This is a genomic window from Paenibacillus tyrphae, assembly GCF_027925525.1.
GTDB lineage: Bacteria > Bacillota > Bacilli > Paenibacillales > NBRC-103111 > Paenibacillus_G > Paenibacillus_G tyrfis_B.
Map to the genome: position 1 here is coordinate 43254 of NZ_BSDJ01000012.1, position 20644 is coordinate 63897.

Sequence of the window (20644 nt, forward strand, 5' to 3'; positions counted from 1 at the left end):
GCTGCTCACTCCTTACCGGCACCCGCTTCGGAGTAGGAGCCCATCAAGAAATGCACGGCTTCGGATACGTCCGGCTGCCGCATAAAATGCTCGCCGACGAGCACCGCATGAGCTCCGACCGAACGGAGCCATTCGATCTCCTCCGGCTTCGAGATGCCGCTTTCGCTAACGACGGTCGTCCCTTTCGGAATGGAGTTCACAAGCTGTTCCGTCGTGTGAAGATCGGTCACGAACGTTTGAAGATTGCGGTTATTGATGCCGACCATCGTCGGGCTAAGCTCCAGCACGCGGGCCAGCTCCTCCTGATCGTGCACTTCAATCAGCACATCGAGACCGATGCTTCGGGCGATTGATTGGAATTGCCGCATCTGCTCGGTCGTCAGGATGGCGGCGATCAGCAGAATGGCGTCGGCTCCGATGCAGCGCGCCTCGTAGATTTGATGTGGATCGATCGTAAAATCTTTGCGCAGAAGCGGCACGCCGACGGCCTGTCTCACCCGGCTTAAATAATCGTTGGAGCCTTGAAAATACGGAGCGTCGGTCAGCACCGATAAGCAATCTGCCCCGGCCTCTTCATAAGCCTTCGCCAACCGGACAGGCTCGAAATCTTCCCGGATCAAGCCCTTGGAAGGCGAAGCCTTCTTCACCTCCGCGATCAGTCCCATCGGACGCTTCCGTCCTGCGCTGAGCGCGCGCTCGAACCCGAGGCACGGCGTCAGTCCGGCGATCGTTTTTTCCATTTCGGCGATTGTAATTCGCTCTTTTAGCGACGCTACTTCCTGCCGTTTGGTGGCAACAATGCGATCAAGAAACATAGCTCTCTTCTCCCGTACATTGGACTAATTGCTCCAGCTTCGCCTGGGCCCGGCCTGAATCGATAACCGTTGCGGCAAGCTTTACGCCTTCCTGCAGCGTTCCGGCCATTCCGGTAACGTAGAAGCACGCTCCGGCATTGGCCAGCACGATGTCGCGGCAAGCGCCCGTCTCACCGGCGAAAATCCGGCGAATAATGCCCGCGTTCACGTGGGCGTCTCCTCCGATGACATCCTTGATGCTGTAAGTACGAAGCCCCAACTCATCCGGCGTAATTTCAAAAGTACGAATGTTCCCGTCCTTCAGCTCGGTCACCTGCGTGCCGGCAGAGATGCTGATTTCGTCCAGCCCGTCGAGACTGGCAACAACGAGCGCACGCTTTACGCCGAGCGCCTGCATCACATGGGCGATCGTTTCCGTTTTGCCACGGTCGAAGATGCCGAGTACCTGGCGGTCGGCTCCGGCCGGGTTCGTGAGGGGGCCCAGCAAGTTAAACACCGTGCGGACGCCGAGCTCCCTGCGTGGGGCGGCAACATGCCGCATCGACTGATGATACAACTGCGCAAACATGAAGCAGATTCCGACCTGCTCCAGGCAGCGCGCCGCCTGCTGCTGATTCAATTGAATATTGACGCCAAGCGCTTCGAGCACGTCAGCGCTGCCGCTTTTGCTGGACATCGCCCGGTTCCCATGCTTCGCCACGCGAATGCCGCCCGCCGCCGCTACGATGGCCGCTGTCGTCGAAATGTTGAACGTATCTGCGCCATCTCCTCCGGTGCCGCACGTATCAAGCAGATTCGTCTGTCTGGTGCGGACCCGGCTTGCTTTCATCCGCATCGTCTCGGCAAAGCCGGCGATTTCCTCGATCGTTTCCCCTTTTATGCGGAGTCCTGTAAGCAAAGCTCCGATCTGTGAAGGCGTCGCCCCGCCTTCCATAATGTCGGACATCACATCACGCGCCTCGGAGCGCGTCAAATGCTGCAGCCCGATAATTTTCCCAATCGCCTGTTGAACCGTCAACGTCGTTTGCTCCATTGTCCGTGCCTCCCCATTATCCCGATGTTATTACTGATAATAATCGTGATTGATCAATGCATACTCCGGCGTTTTCGTTGCAAAAACGGCTTCCGCCATGCGGATCGATTTAAGCATGCCCTTGGCTTTGTTGATCGTTTCCTGGTACTCGTTCTCCGGAACGGAGTCCCAGACGATTCCGGCGCCTGCTTGGACATAAGCTTTGCCATTCTTGAATACGATGGTGCGGATCGTAATGCATGTATCGAGGTTGCCCGAGAAGCCGAAATAACCGATGGCTCCGGCGTAAGGACCGCGCGCTTCGTTCTCCAGCTCGGCAATGATCTCCATCGCTCTGAGCTTCGGAGCGCCCGAGACAGTACCGGCTGGCAGGCACGAAATGAAAGCGTCGAAGAAATCTTTGTCCTTCGCCAGCTTGCCTGAAACGTTGGACACGATATGCATGACGTGAGAGTACCGCTCGATTTGCATGAACGTGTCGCATTGAACGGTACCGAATTCGGAGACGCGCCCGAGGTCGTTGCGGCCAAGATCGACGAGCATCAAATGCTCGGCACGCTCTTTCTCGTCGGCCAGCAGCTCCTGTTCGAGCGCCAGGTCTTCCTCGATCGTCAGCCCGCGGGGACGGGTACCGGCGATCGGCCGGGTCTCCACCTTCTCGTCTTCAACGCGGACGAGTAGCTCGGGAGATGTCCCGACGATGACCTCCTCATCCATTTTGAGGCAGTACATGTACGGCGACGGATTCATCGTTCTTAAGATGCGGTACACGTACAGCGGCGAAATGTCCGTTTCGATCTCGAAACGTTGGGACAGGACCACTTGAAAAATATCGCCTGCCCGGATATATTCCTTCGCTTGATCGACGTTCGCCAGAAACTGCTCCTTCGTCACGTTCGAGCGAACTTCTCCCAGATCAACATCGTCGGGGATAGACTGGTGATTCATCTTAAGCGCCGGCAACGGGCGCTTCAGACGTTCGATGGTCGCATCGATTTTGGCGCATGTTTTTTCGTAAGCGGCGACGATGTCCGCTTCTGTACCGTGGGGAGGCACATGCACATTGGCGATGACTTTCAGCTGCTGTTTAAAATGATCGAACACGATCACTTGATCGCAAAACATAAAATCCAAATCGTTCATCTGCAGATCGTCCTGCCGATGCGCCGGCAGCTTCTCGTAATACTGCAGCAGATCATAACCGAAAAATCCGACGGCCCCGCCCGTAAAACGCGGCAAGTCCGGCAGCGAAGGGCTCGTATACGCGCTTAAATGCGCTTTAAGCACATCCACCGGCTTTTCCTTCGAGGTCGTCGTTCCTTCCGGACCTTCGATGCGAGTCACGCCGTTTTTGGCCTGAATAAACATAAACGGGTCGGTTCCGATAAACGAATATCGCGCCCATTTGATCCCGCCCTCCACGCTTTCCAGCAAGAAGGCACGCTTCTCTTCGTAAAAATGCTGAAATACGCGGATCGGCGTCTCCGTATCGGCCATCAGATGGCGGACGACGGGGATCAGGTTATACTGGCTGGCAAGCTTAACGACTTCTTTTGCTTCCGGTGTGTGCATCGTCATCTCTCCTCTTCTCAACTCAAAAATAACTAGGCTCTGCAAACGTAAAAAAGCCTCTACGCATCGTAGAGGCGGTATTCAGCGGATGAAGGATTCGTCCAAACAGAAAGTATGTCCAAAGTACGTCAAGCCGCCCTAGGGTAGGTTAAAATAAACCTGCCGATAGTGCGCCGCACGCATCCTGACGGTTCTTTCCATGAACGGGTAATCTTCTCTCTTCTCATCTCAAACTGAACTAGGCTAACTCTCTACTCTGCTCTGTTACTGCTTACTCACTCTTATCTGCTAAACTCGTTGTATCAACTATACTACCTCAATTATGCTTTTGTCAATTTGGACAAATCGGGACGAAGCCGCATCGCTTCTCTTTGATAAACATGGATGATTTCATTTTGCTGTTTGTCCGTATTGACCATCACCATTAAACGAATACAGCGGGGCAAGCCGCCCTCTACCGGAATTTCGAGCGAACACATCAGCGGGACTAGGTCCCAGCCCTGCATCTGGCGAATGGCCCGTGCCGGGAACGTCGCTGTCAAATCCGGCGTCACCGTAACGAATACACTGGCAATTTCCTCCGGAATGATCCCGTTTTCCGCGATAATTTGATTGAGCAGTTCTGTTGTTGCCGTTAAAATGTCATTCTCTTCGTTGCGCTCCACGGTCGTTGCTCCGCGGATTCCTCTTACGAACATCGGTCAGTCCTCCCGTTTTAACCGATCCACGATCTCTTTGACCCATTCCGCGGATACGTTCTTGTTAATTTCGACTTTGCCGATGGCCGTCGGAATGATATAAACCATGCGGCCTTCGCTGAATTTTTTGTCGTGCATCATCGCACGCATGATCGCCTCGGTATCGAAGTGCGCCGGAATGCGCGTAGGAAGGCCGAACTTCTTAAAAATGCGTTCGGTTACCTTAAGAATCTCTTCCGGATTGCCCATACGTACCGACAGCATCGCCGCGCCAACCATGCCGATGGAGATCGCTTCGCCATGCTGCAGCTCGTTGTAGCCGGCCACCGCCTCCAGCGCGTGACCGATCGTATGCCCAAGGTTCAGGATAGCGCGAAGATCGTTTTCCCGCTCGTCCTTCGACACGACCGCCGCTTTGACGGCGCAGCCTTTGTACAGACCATATTGGAGCGCTTCCGGGTCAAGCCCGATGAGCTTCTCCGCATTCGCTTCGCACCACGCGGTAAATTCCGCATCCCAGATCAGCCCGTGCTTGATCATTTCCGACAATCCAGCGCGTACGTCCCGATCTGGCAAAGTGAGCAGCGTAGACGTGTCATACAATACCATCTCCGGCTGATGGAATGCGCCGATAATGTTCTTTGCCAGCGGATGGTTGACGGCGACCTTGCCGCCTACGCTGCTGTCATGAGCCAGAATCGTCGTCGGGATCTGCACAAACCGGATGCCGCGCATGTAACTAGCCGCCACAAACCCGGCCAAATCCCCGACAACGCCTCCGCCAAGCGCAACGACCGTCGATTTGCGGTCCAGTCCTGCCTGCAAGCAGGCGCCGACGACGTCCTCCAACACTGCGAGCGATTTGGACTTCTCGCCTGCCGCAACGGTGTAGGATACTGCTGTAAAGCCGCCTTCCGCCAACCGGTCCAGGACCGGCTTCAGATGGTGCTTCGCCACATGATCGTCGGTTACGACAAGCAGCGGAGAGGCTTTGCTAATCCTGTGCTTCTCGAAGTACGCGGCGATATCCGCGAGCAGGCCCTCTCCGATATAAATCGGGTAGGACCTCGTACCAAGGTCTACCGTTAGCTCTCTGACCATAAATCCGGCTCTCCCGCTTAGTAAGTTTTGATTTGCTCCAAGTAGCTCTCGTAATTTCTGCGGATTTCCTCCAGCGAATCGCCGCCGAATTTTTCCATAAACGCTCTCGCCACTTCCCAAGCAATGACGTTCTCCATGATGACGCCGGCCGCCGGCACCGCGCACGTATCGGAGCGCTCCACCTGTGCCGTGAACGCTTCCTTCGTATCGATATCTACGCTTTGCAGCGCTTTATAGAGGGTCGAGATCGGCTTCATGACGCCGCGTACGACGATCGGCTCGCCGGTCGTCATACCGCCCTCAAAGCCGCCTGCCCGGTTCGTCGCACGATAAAACCCGCGCTCCTCGTCGTGCATGATTTCGTCGTGGACGGACGAACCTCTGCGTTTGGCCGCTTCGAACCCGATCCCGAATTCTACGCCCTTGAACGCTTGAATCGACAGCACCGCCTGCGCAATGCGTCCGTCCAGCTTGCGGTCCCATTGCACATGACTGCCGAGACCCGTAGGCACGCCTTCGATGATGCACTCGACGACCCCGCCAAGCGTATCGCCGTCGTCCTTGGCCGCGTCGATGGCTGCAATCATTTTCGCTTCCGCCTCTTTATCCGTCACCCGCACCGGGGATTCCTCCGTAATGCGGATCAACTCATCGATCGGCAGCTCCTGCCGCTCTACTTCCACTTCCCCGATGCGAATCACCTGACCGGCGACTTTGATGCCGAATTCTTTCAGCAGCTCGCGAGCCATGCCGCCGACAGCTACGCGCATCGTCGTTTCCCGCGCGCTGGAGCGCTCGAGAATGTTGCGCAAATCGCGCTGATTGTATTTCAAACCGCCGTTCAAATCGGCATGCCCCGGACGCGGGCGATTCACCCGGCGCTTCGACTCGTCATTGCCTTCGATCGGCTCGATGTTCATGATGGAAGTCCAATGCTTCCAATCGTTGTTCTCCACCACAAGTGCAATCGGGGCGCCGGTCGTTTTGCCGTGGCGCACGCCGCCGACAATGTTGACGGTATCCTTCTCAATCTGCATGCGGCGTCCCCGCCCATAGCCCTTCTGCCGTCTCGCGAGCTGTTCGTTCACCGCTTCGAAATCGATCGTTACGTTGCTTGGAAATCCCTCAATAATAGTTGTTAATTGTGGTCCGTGCGTTTCCCCTGCGGTTAAATATCTCACCTGATTTTTCTCCTTTCATCCTATCCCATGAAAAGCGTAAGCTTTCTTTCTTTCAAAACGCTTTAGCGCTTTTATGTGCTGAGTCATGTGCTAATTATAGTATAGGCCTGCGGCTTTGACAAGAATATGCAACAACAAAAAGAAGCGCCGGCCAAAGGCATGTAGCCGATGACTGCGCTTCTTTCCGTGTCGGACGAAGGTACGTCAGCCTCCGGCCGGTTGTTTTTTTAACACTTGAGGGCGTTCTTGAGTCTGCGGATCATGAACCAACCCCATAATTTGCAGCGAATCGATCCCGAGAATTTGGGCGCATTCCTGTACCGAGATGAAGCCCCGACGGTAAGCGTTGATGACTTTACGTTTATCCATGCGATTCCTCCTGCTGCTTTTCAGGCATAAAGGATCTTCTACATTTTATTCATAGTATGGGATCGTATGGAAACGTTTATTCATTACGCTTCCGTTTTACGGTAAAAAAACGTTTCGGCAGATTCAAGTCCGTACTGGGCCGGGCTGAAAATCTGCTCGGTGCTGCCGACGAACAAGATGCCGCCCGGCTTCAACGCATTGGCAAATTTATGATACAATAAGTGCTTGGCTTCTTCTGTAAAATAGATCATCACATTGCGGCACACGATTAAATCGAACCCCGTATCGAACGTATCGACCAGCAAGTTTTGCTTTTGAAAGCGAATCGATTTTTTAAGCGGATCCGCAATATGGTAAGTCAAATTTTCCTGACGGTAATATTTTTGCAAATACTTGGCCGGCACGTCCCGCACCGAACGGTCCGAATAAACCGCCTTCTTCGCTTTTTCCAAAGCGCCATCATCGATATCGGTCGCCAGCACCACGCTGTCCTGCGCGTTCAGCTCCGCCAAGATCATAGCCAGCGTATAAGGCTCCTCCCCTGTGGAACATGCGGCGCTCCAGCATTTGACCTTGCGCGATTTGCGGAGCATGTCCGGCAAAAACTTCTGTTCCAGCACTTCCCAACGGTTCGGATTGCGCCAAAATTCAGAGACGTTAATCGTCATCCGATCCAGAAACTCGTAAAACAGCTCCTTGTCCTTCGTCATCGCCTCGAAAAACGAAGCGAACGTCGTGTATCCCTTTTTCATCCGCAGCGTAGTCAGACGGCGTTTCATCTGCGCTTCCTTATACTGGGACAAGTCGATGGACGTGTAGTCCTTGACTTTCTTGATGAATAACAGGAAATCTTTATCCTCCATGCCGCCATCCCCGCCTTATCAGATCCAAGTTTGTATCGCTTTGCTGTAATCGAGCACTTCTTCCGGGTGGAAAAAGTTTGCAATTTCCCGTTCGGCGCTTTCTGGGGAATCGGATCCGTGAATCAAGTTCAAATTCGTATGGACCGCATAGTCGCCACGGATCGTACCGGGCAGCGCTTCCAAAGAATTCGTCTTACCGATCATCGTCCGGGACAGCGCAATCACTTGATCCCCCTGCCAAACCATTGCAAATACGGGCCCAGAAGTAATAAAATTGATCAAGTTATCGAAAAAAGGCTTGCCCACATGCTCCGCATAATGCCTTTCCGCTTGCTCACGGCTGACCTGCACCAGCTTGGCCGCAACCAATTGCAGCCCCTTTTGTTCGAAGCGGCGCACGATTTCCCCAATGAGCCCTCTTTGCACCCCGTCAGGCTTGACCATCAAAAACGTTTTTTCCATGTGTTTCTCCTCCTACCACTATAATAAAGTTTATTAGGAGATTGGTTTTGGAGTTAGTTTTAGGCATTCATCATCCGCATAGGGTAAAGATTGTCACGGAAAGTTTACGGCCGCCTTTGAAATCAAGTTGTTACCGCAAGGTAAATTGATGACAACTTGAATTTCAAGAGCGGTGGAGTGACAATGTTTACCCGACTAACTTACAGATGAATGCAGTTCTTCACGGTGTCAAACCAAGCTCCTAATAAGAACGGTTCCCCACAAAATGAGCAATACTGACCAAATCTTTTTTCGCCTGGATATTGGGCAAGCCCTCCAGGGAACGAATCGCTTTATCTATGTATGCCGACGCCATCGCTTCGGCGCGGGAGATTCCCTCGCTGCGCCGGATCATATTCAAAAACGAAGTGATGTCGGTTTGCCCGTCACAGGCCTCGATGCGCGAGATTTCTTCCAGGAGAGCCGGACGAAGCTGCGGATTCTGAAGCGCAAAGATGACGGGAATCGTAATATTTCCTTGCTTAATGTCGCTGCCCGGCGGCTTGCCGATCTCTTTCTCCGTTCCGCACAGATCCAGTAAATCGTCCCGGATTTGGAACGCCATCCCGGTATAATACCCGAAATCGTACAGCCGTCTGGCCGTCTGCTCCGGAGCACCAGCCGCAATCGCTCCCAATTGGCAGCTGATCGCAAGCAGCAGTGCCGTCTTGCGCTTAATGCGCAGCATGTAGTCGCGAACGGTCTGCCCCGTATGGAAGAAGAAGCGGATTTGTTCCATTTCTCCGATTGACATCTCGACCAACGCATTGGACATGATCCGATGGATGGACGGGTCCGGCAATTGGGTGACAATGCTGAGCGCTTTGGCAAAAATATAATCCCCAGCGTACATGGCAACCCGGTTGTCCCATTTGGAGCGGACCGTCAATTGACCGCGCCGCGTGTTCGCATCGTCGATGACGTCGTCGTGCACAAGCGAAGCCATGTGAATCAGCTCCAAAGGCACGGCTACGTACTTGACCCGCCCCAGATCGTACTGCCCGAACTTGGCGCCAAGCAGTACGAATACCGGACGAATCCGCTTACCGCCTGCTTTCAGCAAGTGCAGGGAAGCTTCGCGAAGCACCGGATGATCGACATCGATGCTTCGCTCCAGCTCTTTCTCAATCAAATTGATATCTTTTTTTAATTTAGCATATAAATCCAACAGTTTCATTCCGTCACCCGTACTACAGAATTGTCTTTCCATATTTGCAGAGGAACGTTCCGCTCCAGAAAGCCGAGCTCTGCGGCATACTGATAATATAACGAGAGCCCGGCCCATTGCTTCGGACCGAATTCGTAGCACAGTTCGGAGAAATAACGCTGCCAATAGGCTTCCGTCCCGCCAATCAGCTTTTGCGCGTCACGAACCAAGGCTGCCGGATCGTCAAGCGACTTGCTCTTGCTCTCGAGAAAAGCCTCATAGATACGGCTGACAAGCTCCGGGTACCGTTCCACGGTTTGCTTCCGAATGGTGCAGACGGCAAACGTTATCCACTGGCCGGTTAAACGTGTCCATTCCGTCGCGAGATCGGTAACGAGATATCCGTTCTTTTCCCAGCTTGCCCGAATCGCATGATCGCCAATCAACAGCGCGGCATCTGCGCTCTTCATCATCGGTTCAAGCTCCGGAGCCGCGTACTCGTACTCGGGCTGAAGCCCGTAAAACTTGGTTAAAATAATTTTCAGCAAATTGATCGAGGTGGCGGAAGTCGTCGGCAGCGCAATTTTCGCATCTCCCAGCTCCTCGAGCGGTTTTCGGTGAAACAGAAGAATCGAATTGACCTGTCCGAAAGCGCTGACCGACATGTCGGGAAATACTAAATACTCGTCAAAATTTTCTCCGTACGCAAATGACGAAATGGCTCCGATATCGATTCGTCCTTCGGCCATGGCGCGGTTCAACCCCGACGGCACCTGTTGCGTTACCTCCAGATCGCTGCCGAAGGAAGAGAAAGGAAAGTAATAGAAGAGCGGCCACACATTGGTGAAGTCGATACGGCCGATGCGCACGGACGCCTGGTTGTTAGTCATTTGGCATACCCCATCTTTTATACAATTGATGTTCGATCTCCATGCAGTCCAATATTTTCCCGACCACAAAATCGATCATATCGTCTAATGTCTGCGGACCTTGATAAAACGCCGGCATCGCCGGCAGGATACGTACGCCAAGCCTTGCCAGCTTCAGCATGTTTTCGAGATGAATCGCATGCAGCGGCGTTTCCCGCGGCACGATAATCAGCTTGCGCCCTTCTTTCAGCATCACGTCCGCGGTTCGCTCAAGCAGGTTATCCGAGGCGCCGTTCGCGATGCCGGACAAGGTGCCCATCGAGCACGGCACAACCACCATGCCCTGCGTCCGGAACGAGCCGCTGGCCGTCTTCGCGCCGATATCCTGCACAGGCACGTATTCGAGCTTCCCCGGCCAGTTATCCGACTCGAAGTGCAGACGAACGCTTTCCTGCCGCTTCGAGGCGTCCCAGCCGAGCTCTTCCTTTAGCACGCGCCAACCTGCATCGGTTACGATCAGATGAACGTCTTCCCCTGCCGACAGCAAAAAGCGGCAAAGCCGCACGCCATACGCTGCACCGCTCGCCCCGGTAATGCCGATTACCCACGGTCTTTTCACCCGGTAAACACCACCAAATCGATCAGGGTGAATACGAACAGCGAGATGCTAAGCGTACTGTTCATCGTAAAGAAGGCCGTATTCAATTTGGTGAGGTCCGTCGGCTTTACAATCAGATGCTCATACATCAGCAGAGCGTAGGAGACAAGCACCCCGGCCAAGTAGACCCAGCTCAAATCCGTTAAAAAAAACAGGCTGATCAAACCTGCCGCAGTGACGATATGAAACCAGCGAGCGATGAGCAGCGCCTTAGGAATGCCGAATCGGGCCGGTATCGAATGCAGCCCTTCTTTTCTGTCAAACTCGACGTCTTGCGTCGCATAGATGGTATCGAAGCCGGCCAGCCAAAAGACGATGGCTACGTAAAACACAAGCGCCGCCAGCGAAAACTCCCCTGTCACGGCGATCCAGCCGCCCAGCGGCGCAAGCGCGACCGTCATCCCCAGAATCAAGTGGCATGTCCACGTGAATCGTTTCGTGTAAGAATAAAACACCAGAAAAAATACGGCAACCGGCAGCAGCTTCATCGCCAGCGGGCTTAAGTGATAGGCCGCCCAGAACAAGCATACGAACGAAATAATAATAAAAATGATAGCTTCTTTTGAAGAAATCAAGCCGGCCGGTATGGCCCGCATCGCCGTCCGCGGATTTTTGGCATCGAACACTTTGTCGATGACCCGATTCAACCCCATAGCTGCGCTCCGCGCCCCAATCATCGCCAGCAGAATCCAGCCAATCTGCCCCCATGACGGAAGATGGTTAAAGCTTACTACCGAACCGAGGAGCGCTCCCATGAAAGCAAATGGAAGCGCGAAGAGCGTATGCTCGATTTTGATCATTTCCAAAAAGATTTTGGTCTTTCTCCATACCATGTTGTCAGACATCTCCCTTAGATCCATTTGCCGCTTGCGGCTTAATGCCGATGTGAAGCGCCGCGATCCCGCCGGTCAGTGGGTAAGCCTCGACGCGGGTCAAACCGGTCTTTCGGAAAATGTCGGCGAGCTCCTTATGGTCCGGGAAGTTCTTGAGCGATTCCGGCAACCATTTGTACTGCTCGTACCGTTTGACGATCAGTTTGCCGAGCAGCGGCAGAACCTTTTGAAAATAAAAAAAGTAAATCGCTTTAAACGGCTTCCAGGTCGGTTTGGAAAGCTCCAGCGAGACAACCATTCCCCCAGGCTTCACCACCCGCTGCATTTCTTCGATGACCTTGACCAGATCAGGCACATTGCGAAGCGCAAAGCCGATCGTCGCATAATCGAACGAATTATCCTCGAACGGAAGCGCCATGGCGTTGCCTTGCACAAGCTTGATCTGCTCGTCCATTCCGAGCCGCCTGACTTTTTCCTCACCTACATCCAGCATGTTCTGGCTAAAGTCGAGGCCTACGATCTTACCGGCGCCGCTCGCTTTAGCGAGACTGATCGTCCAATCACCAGTACCGCAGCACAGGTCGATCGCCGTTGCTCCCGGCTTCACGTCCATTTTCTTCATCGTAAAGTTTCTCCAAGCTTTATGCCGGCGGAAACTCAAAATGTCGTTCATCAAATCGTACTTCGGCGCGATGCTTTCGAAGACGGAGTGAACGAACTGTTCCTTGGTTGACTTCATTTCCATAAGTATCACCTCAAACTTCTTGTGTCGCCTGCGGGGCCGATAAATACCGGCGGAACGGTTCACCGATCGACAGAAGCTCTTTGCCTAATTTCTCCGGTTCGAGCGACTGCAGCTTGTCCTGAAGCTCCTTCATGCAGGCGTCGAGCATTTGGTGCAGTTGCGGCGTTACCTTGTACTTCAACCACAGTGGGCGCCATTTTGTCGGGTCCGGCTCCTCGATTTGCAGCAGCTTCTTTTCTTCCCGTGTCGCCTGCTGCAGAACATGCCAAAAGCCCCAGCTATCCCGATACGGCTGAGACGACTCGGACCGGACGATTTCCTGAAGCAGCACCTCGCAGCGGGTAAACAGGCGAAGCACCTCGGGCCAAACGACGTAAAAACGCTCCTCGAGCAGATTGGCGAAGGAAAGAAACAATTGCGTCTTCACTTCGACCGACTGCCCAATGTATTCATCCGCCGTAAGCTTCAGCTGCTTCATCTTGAGGTACAGGTTCATTTTGAGGCGGTTGGCTTCGCATATCGCTGCGGACAGTATTCCGATCAAATCAATATGTCCGGAATGAGACAGCAGGTAGTAAAAGCGACTGCTGAAGTAGTCTCCCGCAAGCACCTTGAGCTGCCGGGAGCGGGCGGATTTCTGCTCCTTGGCGTCGTTGGTTACGCTGACCATGTCATGCGTATCCAAGCCAAGCTGTACAAGGGATGTCACAAGCGTATAAAGTTCGCTGTAGCCGGCTAATGTGCTGTGTTTATTTAAAAAAGCATACAGAAGCCGGGTGCGGAATTCGGGAAAGAGCGGCAGATCCGTATGCTTTTGAATCATGTCATGCTCCGTGTACTTCTTGGCCATCTCCGGAATCCGATAAGTGTTCATATGTAAGCCTCCGAACCGATAAGAAAAATCTCTTCACTCGCAATCTAAACTATTATAGCATAATCGAATTATTTTCGCATGTACCCGGATCAGCTTTTCGGAGTAAAACGCTCCTGCCATTTCGAGGTATACGTCATCCGGAAACGGGTATCCAAATATTGCTGCAGTTCTTCCGCGTTTCTGGAGCGGAGTCCCGCTTCGTTCGGAAGCCATTTCTCCCGCCTGGCGTCTACCGCTGCCAAAGGCTGGGGATTCCCTTCCCGGTCCCCGGAGGCATCCAGCACGCGGACCAACACCTGATTAATATTCGTAGACGAAGCGAACATCATTGTCGGCACTTCGTACATATCGCTGAGCATGTCGGATTTGTCGCTTGTTTTTACAGCCAGCAAATCGATCGACACAACGGCATGATTAACTTCCACCCGGCGAATTCTTAAATGAAGCTGCATTTTCGATACGACGTCGACAATATTGTTTTCGGATACGGGATGCGCTTTAACGGTTCGAAACACGCTAAGGCTCTCATCCAGCTGTGACAAATAAGACAAAGCCGACGCTACCGCAATCGATAAGGCTGTAATGATTAACAAACGAGGTGCCCATTTCATCCCGAACCGCTTCCTCCTTTTGACGGGGTCCGAATGCTTGGCTTATGCCCTGTCTGTTACATTGTACAACGAAAAAAAGCAGGCTATGCCTGCTGCTATCCGAAAAATTATTCCTCCGTATCGATCATGCCGAATTTCGTGACCACAACCGCTTTCCCACGGATTTTGATAGCTGATGTATGTTCGGTAAATTGAGCGATCATAACTTCGCCTTTATCCAACTTTTCCGTGTGATGAAACCTGGTATCCTGTCCTCTCGTCAATCCGATGACTTGTACTCCGTTTTCCTTGGCTTTTACCACAAAATATTCACTCTGACTCGCGTCCATCCTTAATCCCCCCGGGGCTAATCTGTCCAATTACCTTTATCATGCAGAAAAATACTCGTGCTGTCAACTCAAGAGAAAAGCCGCCCTCTTAGGCGGCTACCGTTTTCTCTGTCGCGTAGGCTTGATCTTTTTTGTTGTAGAACCCTTTGAAACGGCTCGGTACGAGCTTGGAAGCCAAATGGATGATCAAATCAGCAAGCTTAACGACACCGTAAGCAAACAGCATGCCTGCAATAACGTCGAGCACCCAGTGAATCTGCAAATACATCGTCGAGAAAATAATCGCGGAGCAGTAAGTAACCATCATATATTTGAAGATCCGGTCTTTCTCCCGAAGCGCCAACAGCAGCATAGCGAACGAAATCGACGTATGCATGCTCGGAAAGCAGTTCATGACATTGACCAGCATATCGTTTTCCGTAGCAAATTTGCGCGCGAGCAGGTCAGGCTGCCCCTTGACCCACCAAACCTCGCGAAGCAAAATCAAGTTGTAAAACGGCATGATGAGTGGAAACTGCATCAAATGTCCGGATAAGGCGTAGGACATCATCTTTTTTACGCTCTTGGTCCAATAGCTTCGGAGAATGCAGATCCAGAGCGAAAGCACGAAACCGTAGTTATAGATCCAAGCCATGATTCGGTCGAACACCGGATGGTTGATCGCCCGGGCCCATGCCGCATCGTTAAAGGGGATGCTGTTCATCATGTCATCCCATTTCCATACATGACGATTGTTTTCGAACATCCAATTGGCAATTTTCCACCACAATTCGTTGCCGGAGCCATAGAAGTAATAGAAGACGCCAAGAAGTGGGATACCTACCACAAAAAAACGTTTCCAATCGACGTCAATCTGATCTTTGCGGACGCCCATCAGACATATTAAAAGCAAGACCCAGCATTCCAAGCTCCAATTCCCGACCACGCCGATACGCCATATCAAAAAGATCGATGCCAGTATGCCGTACATCGTCCAATCGTTTGCGTTCGACCATCGTCTAAGTTTCTCTGACATTTTCGGTAACTCCCCCTAAATACTGTACCTAACCCGCTTGTCGCCTGCCCATTTCGTGAAATAAGGTCAACTAAGTATAACAAAAAAACGAGGATTTTGCTTCATAATTTTTTTACATTTAAGAAAAGCTTCAGAATTAAAAAACACGGGGCAAAGTCCCGTGTCGATTGCGTTTCGTACTGTTTCGCTCTTTTATTCCTCTTGCAGACGCTTCATAAAGTCCTCTGCCGCGCTGTAGCCTTGCTGCCGGAGATACCAGTTGTTGGCTGCCGCTTCTACCAAGCCGGCCACGTCCCGGCCGGGTTGCAGCTGGATTTCGATATGCGGAATCTTGATATCCATATAATCCGAAAACTTCGGAACCAGCTCCAATTCGTTATTGAGCGCATTGTCCTGCCACTTTGTCAACTCGATATCGAGAACGATCCTCGTCTCGTCCTGAAACGCCTTTCGGCCGTATAAGCGGGAAACATTGATGAGTCCGATGCTGCGAAGGGCGAGAAACTCTTTTGTCTTACCGTTATGCGTGCCGAGAAGCGTCTCCGGGCTGATCTTTTTAAGAACCACGATATCGTCCGCTACCAGCCGGTGGCCCCGCCGTATGAGCGTATGCGCCGTTTCGCTTTTGCCTACCCCGGATTTGCCCCGGAGCAGAATGCCGATCCCTGATACGTTGACGCAAACCCCGTGCACGGCAATCTCCTGCGCCATCGATTTCGTCAAGAAAACGTCCACCAGCTCGATAAATTTGTTCGTCGGCTGTGGCGTCCGCAGTAAGGGAATGCCCTCTTCCTCACAATATTTCATCAAATATTTAAGCCCTTCCTGATTGCGGGTTACGACAAAACACGGCGGATGATACTTCACGATGTTTCCGATCCGCTCATTGCGTTCCTCTTCCGTGAGCGTATGTAAATAAGTGATTTCTTTGCTACCGAGCACCTGCAGGTGGGACTGCGAGAAAAAATCGAAATACCCGACGAATTCCAGCCCCGGACGGTGGACTCTGGTCTTGGGAATCGTTCGATGGAGCTGCGTGGCCCCGGCCAGTACCTCCAATGAAAATCGTTTTACCAAATCTTCTACTGTTACAGATTTCACCCGTTCATCCCCCTTCGCCTTCTACAACTATGCCAAACGGAATCTGCTAACTAATTCTACACAAGACAGCGTTTCCCTCTTCGGTGTCCCCGACGTATGATTAGATTTGGAGAAAATAAAAACCGCTTCCTCCGGCGGATGTATCCGTCAAGAAAGCGATTCGGTCGTAACGTGCTATCGGAGTAGCGGGATTCGAACCCACGGCCTCACCCACCCCAAGGGTGCGCGCTACCAGACTGCGCCATACCCCGAAAATGATCCGGTAAAAAAATCCGGCAAAGAGTATTATATCTTATGCTCTATCGATTGTAAAGGATTTTTCCAAAGAAAAGAAAAAAACGCCCGAACTGCATTCGAGCGCCTTTTCGAGCCGACGACCGGCTCAAATTATGTAGAAAGCCTTAAAGCCACAAGAGCTTACTGGATTCCGTCTCTCAGCGCTTTGCCAGGTCTGAAGGCCGGGATTTTGCTGGAAGGAATTTCGATTTCTTCGCCGGTTTGCGGGTTGCGGCCTTTGCGGGCGGAACGCTCACGAACTTCGAAGTTGCCGAATCCGACCAATTGTACCTTATCTCCGCTTTGAAGCGCCTCGGAAATAGCTTCGAATACGGCTTCAACCGCTTTGGTTGCGTCCTTTTTGGAGAGTTCCGTAGATTCCGCTACCTTATTGATCAAATCGGATTTATTCATGCGATTCACCTCCCCCCGAAACAAACGAGTCCTGTTACTTTCTTTGTTAACCGTTTCGCCGAAAAATATACATTCGGAACGATGCAAAGGTGAAAGAAACAACATTATAGTAATACACGCGTTAACCATTTTCAAGTGCAAACACAAAAAATGCACCCTTCGGAGTGCATTTTTCACGAAAAATGAGAAGCATCTCACAAAATAATCGCAATGAGGCCGCCGGAGCCTTCGTTTATAATCCGTCCAAGCGTTTCCTGGAGCTTGTAGCGCGCGTTGTCCGGCATCATGGCCAGCTTGCCTTGAATGCCTTCGCGCACGATCGAGTGCAGCGACCGTCCGAAAATATCGGACTCCCAGATTTTGAGCGGGTTGTCCTCGAAATCCTGCATCAGGTAGCGAACGAGCTCCTCGCTTTGTTTCTCTGTCCCGATAATTGGCGAGAATTCCGACTCTACGTCGACGCGGATCATATGAATCGACGGTGCCGTCGCCTTAAGCCGCACGCCGAAGCGGGAGCCTTGCCGGATGAGCTCCGGTTCGTCGAGCGCCATCTCCGCGAGCGTCGGAGGAGCAATCCCGTAGCCGGTCGTCTTAACCATTTCGAGCGCTTCGGCGAAGTGATCGTACTCCCGCTTGGCATGCGTAAAATCCTGCATGAGCTGCAGCAGGTGATCCTTGCCGCGGATTTCCACGCCGACGACCTCCATAAGAATGCGGTCATACAGCTCGTCGGGCGCGTACAGATCGATTTCCGCAACCCCTTGCCCCATATTCATTCCGGCCAGCGCCGCTTTATCGATAAACTCGTATTCCTCGAAATGACTGACGACCCGATCCACGTCACGGAGCCTGCGAATATCCTGTACCGTCTCGCGGACGGAGTTCTCGAAGCTGGAACGGAGCCAGTGGTTTTCCTCCAGCACCATGACCCAGCTTGGCAGGTTCACATTGACCTCGTGAACCGGGAATTCGTACAGCACTTCGCGAAGCACGGACATCATGTCGTCCTCGCTCATATTGGCAACGCTCATCGCCACGACCGGCACGTCGTGCTTCGCCTGCAGCTCGTTGCGCAGTTCAATCACGGCATCGCTCTGCGGACGGGTAGAGTTCACGATGACGATGAACGGCTTTCCGACTTCTTTCAGTTCGTTAATGATGCGCTCCTCCGCATCAACGTAGGAGGTACGCGGAATTTCGGCGATCGACCCGTCTGTCGTAATGACGACACCAAGCGTCGCATGCTCTTGAATCACCTTTCGCGTGCCAATTTCCGCGGCCTCCTGGAACGGAATCGCTTCATCGAACCACGGCGTATTGATCATCCTCGGGCCGTTCTCATCCTCATATCCTTTGGCGCCTTCGACAACATACCCGACGCAGTCGACCAGTCGAACGTTGACATTCAGTCCTTCAGCAACATGCAGCTGCACGGCATTATTCGGTACGAATTTCGGCTCCGTCGTCATAATCGTCCGTCCGGCGGCGCTTTGCGGCAATTCGTCGGTTGCCCGGATCCGGTCGGCTTCATTCTGGATGTTCGGCAGCACGATCGACTCCATAAAGCGCTTGATGAACGTTGATTTTCCCGTACGGACCGCTCCAACGACCCCCAGGTAAATATCCCCGCCAGTACGCTCTGCAATGTCCTTAAAGATATCCACTTTTTCCAATGAGAATCCCTCCTACAGGTTGTTTAAGACGAAACTCGTACACGCTTTGGACTAGTACAAATATATGTACGGCGGTTCAAAATATGATGACAGGCGCAGAAATAATTTTCGCCGGAAATCCGGCTTTACCGTGTTCGCCGCTTGCGTCCTTAACTTCATCCCTGACAAATATATGTAGGAGATTCTACGATTATTCTAGCTATGGCAAGAAAAAAACCTCTATCACCTTGGCTAGAAGGTTGATAGAGGCTAGATTAGAACGATTCCGGAACGGGAACCGGCTTATTGTCTTTCCACATGTAAGCAAACGAGCGCGCAGGGATGAAATACGATTCCTGAACAAGCAGCGCGCGCAAATCCTGTTTGGCATCAAGCTTGCTTTGAAGCTGTTTCTTATCGATAAGCCGCATTATTTCAGGCGCATAATCGATGGCGACCTGCCCCGATTCGCTCATCAGGAACGGAAGCTTTACCGAGCGCGTATACATGCTGGTCACTTCCAGAGGCTTCCGATTCAGCTTGGCGTAATCGATGGCGAAAAAGCCGGGAGCGACCGCTTCTCCCGTCGGCAGCGTGCCCGTCTTCGATTTGTAACGATCCACCTCCTGCTGCAGTTCGACCGTCTGCTGGAACGAAGGCAAATCCATCATCTTGACCGTCGGCTTCGTCTCCGCATCGATCAGAACGTAGGTCGCCGTCCCGCCGTTCTCGAACGCATTGGCCGGCACTTCGCTAAGGTAACGCCCTTTCAGCTTTTTGAAATCGATCGGATTTTGTTCATACAGCGGCGTGGTCGCCTCGAAGTTTTTGATTGGCAGCACACCGGTTTTCGCCTTATATTGATCGATCGCGTTCTGAACGACGATCACATACTCGCCGCTCGCGATCTGGTTCTCCTTGCGCATCTCCTTCGGATACATGCAGCCGCCGAGCAGCGTGCAGACCAGCAGCAAAGACGCCGCCTGCAGCCAACGCTTCATCACCATTCCTCCTCCTGCTTTTCCAACTGCTTTCGTATAGCGCTCTTTAACGGATCCTCCGGCACGAGCACGGTAACAGGCCCGGTGATTTTCGCCTGACAAGCGAGACGATAGCCGTCCTGCTGCAAGCCGCCAAGCTTCAGCTCCTCGTTGCGGTTCGGCTCAGCCAGCCCCGTGCCGGCATTCTCCGTCACGCGAACCTTGCACATCAGACAAGCCGCCTTGCCCCCGCACCGGGTACGGATATGCACGCGGGCGCGCCGTGCCGCGTCCAGAAGCGTCGTGCCGGGTCTTGCTTCAAACGTTTTGTTGTCAGGTAAAAAAGTGACTTTCGCAGCCATACGCGCCCTCCTTCCGGTTACCTAGTCGCTTTCGGGTCGAGCAGCGTACGCAGCCTGTCGGAGAGCTCCCCGCTAAAGCGGTTGCGGGCCATCAAATCATCGAGAGCCAGCCTGTGACGCTCCGGCTCCTGGGCTTGGCACACTCTTGCAATCGCTTCGTAACGGTCCGGGCGGTCCCTCAGTACGTTAAACACCAGTTCGTGGGCCAGCGGCATTAGCCGGACGGTCTTTCCCTCGCTATACGGAACAGCAAGCGCATGCGTCCGTGCCAAATACTCCGCTTCCACGCGATATTCGCTGTCCATCGCCCGTACCTCGAAGGCCCCGACCAGCTCCACCTTGACACCGTTCATCTCATAATGGCTTAGCATCGACCGGTAAATGGGCGTTTCGCTCTCCGTCTGCTCATCAGTCGCGTACCGCCGGAGTGCCATGTGCAAATCCTCCGCAGCACGCTGGTCAGCGTATAAATCCAAGTCCCGGGGTTGCGCGGCAAGCTGCACGCCTTGCAGCAGCAGTCCGGTGCTGCCGCCGACCAGCCATGTGGAGTCAGATCCCCGTGTATGTACTTCAAGCTCGAAAAAAATCTCCTTAAGCGGTTCCGGCACCGTGCCAAGTTGTTGAGTATTCATCTTATCATCCTAT

The 20644-nt window shown here is 52.9% G+C and carries 24 protein-coding genes and 1 tRNA gene; all 25 read right to left on the minus strand.

Annotated elements, in window-relative coordinates:
* Positions 1-5 precede the first annotated feature (5 nt).
* The 25 genes from trpC to QMG93_RS16350 all read right to left on the minus strand — a co-directional run bounded on the left by trpC (position 6) and on the right by QMG93_RS16350 (position 20631).
* Positions 6-815, minus strand: a complete 810-nt coding sequence (trpC, locus tag QMG93_RS16230; RefSeq protein ID WP_281938194.1) for an indole-3-glycerol phosphate synthase TrpC — start codon at positions 813-815, stop codon at positions 6-8.
* A complete protein-coding gene (gene trpD, locus QMG93_RS16235; protein WP_281938196.1) occupies positions 805-1848 on the minus strand; it encodes an anthranilate phosphoribosyltransferase in 1044 nt (347 codons plus the stop codon). Before trpD ends, trpC begins: the two co-directional genes overlap by 11 nt.
* Positions 1849-1878: 30 nt before the next feature.
* Positions 1879-3420, minus strand: coding sequence for an anthranilate synthase component I (trpE, locus tag QMG93_RS16240; protein ID WP_281938198.1), 1542 nt, complete (start codon positions 3418-3420; stop codon positions 1879-1881).
* A 320-nt stretch (positions 3421-3740) separates the two neighbouring features.
* Entirely contained in the window at positions 3741-4118 is a 378-nt protein-coding gene (gene aroH / locus QMG93_RS16245; protein WP_216792201.1) for a chorismate mutase, read from the minus strand.
* Positions 4119-4121: 3 nt separating this feature from the next.
* Positions 4122-5219, minus strand: coding sequence for a 3-dehydroquinate synthase (gene aroB, locus QMG93_RS16250; protein ID WP_281938200.1), 1098 nt, complete (start codon positions 5217-5219; stop codon positions 4122-4124).
* A 17-nt stretch (positions 5220-5236) separates the two neighbouring features.
* The gene (gene aroC, locus QMG93_RS16255; RefSeq protein ID WP_281938201.1) at positions 5237-6400 is read right to left on the minus strand and encodes a chorismate synthase; all 1164 of its coding nucleotides are present in this window, start codon (positions 6398-6400) and stop codon (positions 5237-5239) included.
* Between the two features lie 204 nt (positions 6401-6604).
* Entirely contained in the window at positions 6605-6769 is a 165-nt protein-coding gene (locus QMG93_RS16260; RefSeq protein ID WP_167336427.1) for a hypothetical protein, read from the minus strand.
* Between the two features lie 83 nt (positions 6770-6852).
* Positions 6853-7632: a CheR family methyltransferase gene (locus QMG93_RS16265; RefSeq protein ID WP_281938205.1), complete on the minus strand. Its 780-nt coding sequence runs from the start codon at positions 7630-7632 to the stop codon at positions 6853-6855.
* Positions 7633-7650: 18 nt separating this feature from the next.
* Positions 7651-8094 (minus strand): nucleoside-diphosphate kinase, encoded by a 444-nt coding sequence (ndk, locus tag QMG93_RS16270; RefSeq protein WP_281938207.1) that lies wholly within the window; start codon positions 8092-8094, stop codon positions 7651-7653.
* Positions 8095-8335: 241 nt separating this feature from the next.
* Positions 8336-9310, minus strand: a complete 975-nt coding sequence (locus QMG93_RS16275; RefSeq protein ID WP_281938208.1) for a polyprenyl synthetase family protein — start codon at positions 9308-9310, stop codon at positions 8336-8338.
* Entirely contained in the window at positions 9307-10170 is an 864-nt protein-coding gene (locus tag QMG93_RS16280) for a menaquinone biosynthetic enzyme MqnA/MqnD family protein (RefSeq protein WP_281938210.1), read from the minus strand. The genes QMG93_RS16275 and QMG93_RS16280 overlap by 4 nt, the downstream gene beginning before the upstream one ends.
* On the minus strand, positions 10163-10768 hold the full coding sequence (locus tag QMG93_RS16285) for a UbiX family flavin prenyltransferase (protein ID WP_281938211.1): 606 nt from the start codon (positions 10766-10768) through the stop codon (positions 10163-10165). Before QMG93_RS16285 ends, QMG93_RS16280 begins: the two co-directional genes overlap by 8 nt.
* Positions 10765-11640: a UbiA-like polyprenyltransferase gene (locus QMG93_RS16290; protein WP_281938213.1), complete on the minus strand. Its 876-nt coding sequence runs from the start codon at positions 11638-11640 to the stop codon at positions 10765-10767. Before QMG93_RS16290 ends, QMG93_RS16285 begins: the two co-directional genes overlap by 4 nt.
* A 4-nt stretch (positions 11641-11644) precedes the next feature.
* Positions 11645-12385, minus strand: a complete 741-nt coding sequence (locus QMG93_RS16295; RefSeq protein WP_281938215.1) for a demethylmenaquinone methyltransferase — start codon at positions 12383-12385, stop codon at positions 11645-11647.
* Positions 12386-12395: 10 nt separating this feature from the next.
* Positions 12396-13259 carry a heptaprenyl diphosphate synthase component 1 gene (locus QMG93_RS16300; RefSeq protein ID WP_281938217.1) on the minus strand — a complete coding sequence of 288 codons (864 nt, stop codon included), beginning with the start codon at positions 13257-13259 and terminating at the stop codon, positions 12396-12398.
* A gap of 89 nt (positions 13260-13348) precedes the next feature.
* The gene (locus QMG93_RS16305; protein ID WP_281938219.1) at positions 13349-13870 is read right to left on the minus strand and encodes a hypothetical protein; all 522 of its coding nucleotides are present in this window, start codon (positions 13868-13870) and stop codon (positions 13349-13351) included.
* Between the two features lie 107 nt (positions 13871-13977).
* Entirely contained in the window at positions 13978-14199 is a 222-nt protein-coding gene (mtrB, locus tag QMG93_RS16310; protein WP_216792213.1) for a trp RNA-binding attenuation protein MtrB, read from the minus strand.
* A gap of 88 nt (positions 14200-14287) precedes the next feature.
* The gene (locus tag QMG93_RS16315) at positions 14288-15214 is read right to left on the minus strand and encodes a phosphatase PAP2 family protein (protein WP_281938222.1); all 927 of its coding nucleotides are present in this window, start codon (positions 15212-15214) and stop codon (positions 14288-14290) included.
* A gap of 192 nt (positions 15215-15406) precedes the next feature.
* Positions 15407-16315 carry an HPr(Ser) kinase/phosphatase gene (gene hprK, locus QMG93_RS16320; RefSeq protein ID WP_281938224.1) on the minus strand — a complete coding sequence of 303 codons (909 nt, stop codon included), beginning with the start codon at positions 16313-16315 and terminating at the stop codon, positions 15407-15409.
* 177 nt (positions 16316-16492) lie between these two features.
* Positions 16493-16566 (minus strand) — tRNA-Pro (locus QMG93_RS16325).
* 166 nt (positions 16567-16732) lie between these two features.
* Positions 16733-17005 carry an HU family DNA-binding protein gene (locus QMG93_RS16330; protein WP_010494971.1) on the minus strand — a complete coding sequence of 91 codons (273 nt, stop codon included), beginning with the start codon at positions 17003-17005 and terminating at the stop codon, positions 16733-16735.
* A gap of 194 nt (positions 17006-17199) precedes the next feature.
* Positions 17200-18678 carry a stage IV sporulation protein A gene (spoIVA, locus tag QMG93_RS16335; protein WP_063183861.1) on the minus strand — a complete coding sequence of 493 codons (1479 nt, stop codon included), beginning with the start codon at positions 18676-18678 and terminating at the stop codon, positions 17200-17202.
* 254 nt (positions 18679-18932) lie between these two features.
* Entirely contained in the window at positions 18933-19658 is a 726-nt protein-coding gene (locus QMG93_RS16340) for a hypothetical protein (RefSeq protein WP_281938228.1), read from the minus strand.
* Complete coding sequence (locus tag QMG93_RS16345) at positions 19658-19999, minus strand: 2Fe-2S iron-sulfur cluster-binding protein (RefSeq protein WP_216792217.1); 342 nt, start codon at positions 19997-19999, stop codon at positions 19658-19660. The genes QMG93_RS16340 and QMG93_RS16345 overlap by 1 nt, the downstream gene beginning before the upstream one ends.
* Before the next feature lie 17 nt (positions 20000-20016).
* The gene (locus QMG93_RS16350; RefSeq protein ID WP_281938231.1) at positions 20017-20631 is read right to left on the minus strand and encodes a nucleotidyltransferase domain-containing protein; all 615 of its coding nucleotides are present in this window, start codon (positions 20629-20631) and stop codon (positions 20017-20019) included.
* Positions 20632-20644: the final 13 nt, after the last annotated feature.

Bases quoted from the DNA above. Each gene is read 5' to 3' on its own strand.
- trpD (WP_281938196.1), bottom strand. From the start codon at position 1,848: ATGGAGCAAACGACGTTGACGGTTCAACAGGCGATTGGGAAAATTATC.
- mtrB (WP_216792213.1), bottom strand. From the start codon at position 14,199: ATGGACGCGAGTCAGAGTGAATATTTTGTGGTAAAAGCCAAGGAAAAC.
- aroH (WP_216792201.1), bottom strand. From the start codon at position 4,118: ATGTTCGTAAGAGGAATCCGCGGAGCAACGACCGTGGAGCGCAACGAA.
- QMG93_RS16290 (WP_281938213.1), bottom strand. From the start codon at position 11,640: ATGGTATGGAGAAAGACCAAAATCTTTTTGGAAATGATCAAAATCGAG.
- QMG93_RS16295 (WP_281938215.1), bottom strand. From the start codon at position 12,385: ATGGAAATGAAGTCAACCAAGGAACAGTTCGTTCACTCCGTCTTCGAA.
- trpE (WP_281938198.1), bottom strand. From the start codon at position 3,420: ATGCACACACCGGAAGCAAAAGAAGTCGTTAAGCTTGCCAGCCAGTAT.
- ndk (WP_281938207.1), bottom strand. From the start codon at position 8,094: ATGGAAAAAACGTTTTTGATGGTCAAGCCTGACGGGGTGCAAAGAGGG.
- QMG93_RS16345 (WP_216792217.1), bottom strand. From the start codon at position 19,999: ATGGCTGCGAAAGTCACTTTTTTACCTGACAACAAAACGTTTGAAGCA.
- QMG93_RS16315 (WP_281938222.1), bottom strand. From the start codon at position 15,214: ATGTCAGAGAAACTTAGACGATGGTCGAACGCAAACGATTGGACGATG.
- QMG93_RS16350 (WP_281938231.1), bottom strand. From the start codon at position 20,631: ATGAATACTCAACAACTTGGCACGGTGCCGGAACCGCTTAAGGAGATT.
- QMG93_RS16265 (WP_281938205.1), bottom strand. From the start codon at position 7,632: ATGGAGGATAAAGATTTCCTGTTATTCATCAAGAAAGTCAAGGACTAC.
- QMG93_RS16300 (WP_281938217.1), bottom strand. From the start codon at position 13,259: ATGAACACTTATCGGATTCCGGAGATGGCCAAGAAGTACACGGAGCAT.
- trpC (WP_281938194.1), bottom strand. From the start codon at position 815: ATGTTTCTTGATCGCATTGTTGCCACCAAACGGCAGGAAGTAGCGTCG.
- QMG93_RS16280 (WP_281938210.1), bottom strand. From the start codon at position 10,170: ATGACTAACAACCAGGCGTCCGTGCGCATCGGCCGTATCGACTTCACC.
- QMG93_RS16260 (WP_167336427.1), bottom strand. From the start codon at position 6,769: ATGGATAAACGTAAAGTCATCAACGCTTACCGTCGGGGCTTCATCTCG.
- QMG93_RS16305 (WP_281938219.1), bottom strand. From the start codon at position 13,870: ATGAAATGGGCACCTCGTTTGTTAATCATTACAGCCTTATCGATTGCG.
- QMG93_RS16275 (WP_281938208.1), bottom strand. From the start codon at position 9,310: ATGAAACTGTTGGATTTATATGCTAAATTAAAAAAAGATATCAATTTG.
- aroB (WP_281938200.1), bottom strand. From the start codon at position 5,219: ATGGTCAGAGAGCTAACGGTAGACCTTGGTACGAGGTCCTACCCGATT.
- QMG93_RS16330 (WP_010494971.1), bottom strand. From the start codon at position 17,005: ATGAATAAATCCGATTTGATCAATAAGGTAGCGGAATCTACGGAACTC.
- QMG93_RS16340 (WP_281938228.1), bottom strand. From the start codon at position 19,658: ATGAAGCGTTGGCTGCAGGCGGCGTCTTTGCTGCTGGTCTGCACGCTG.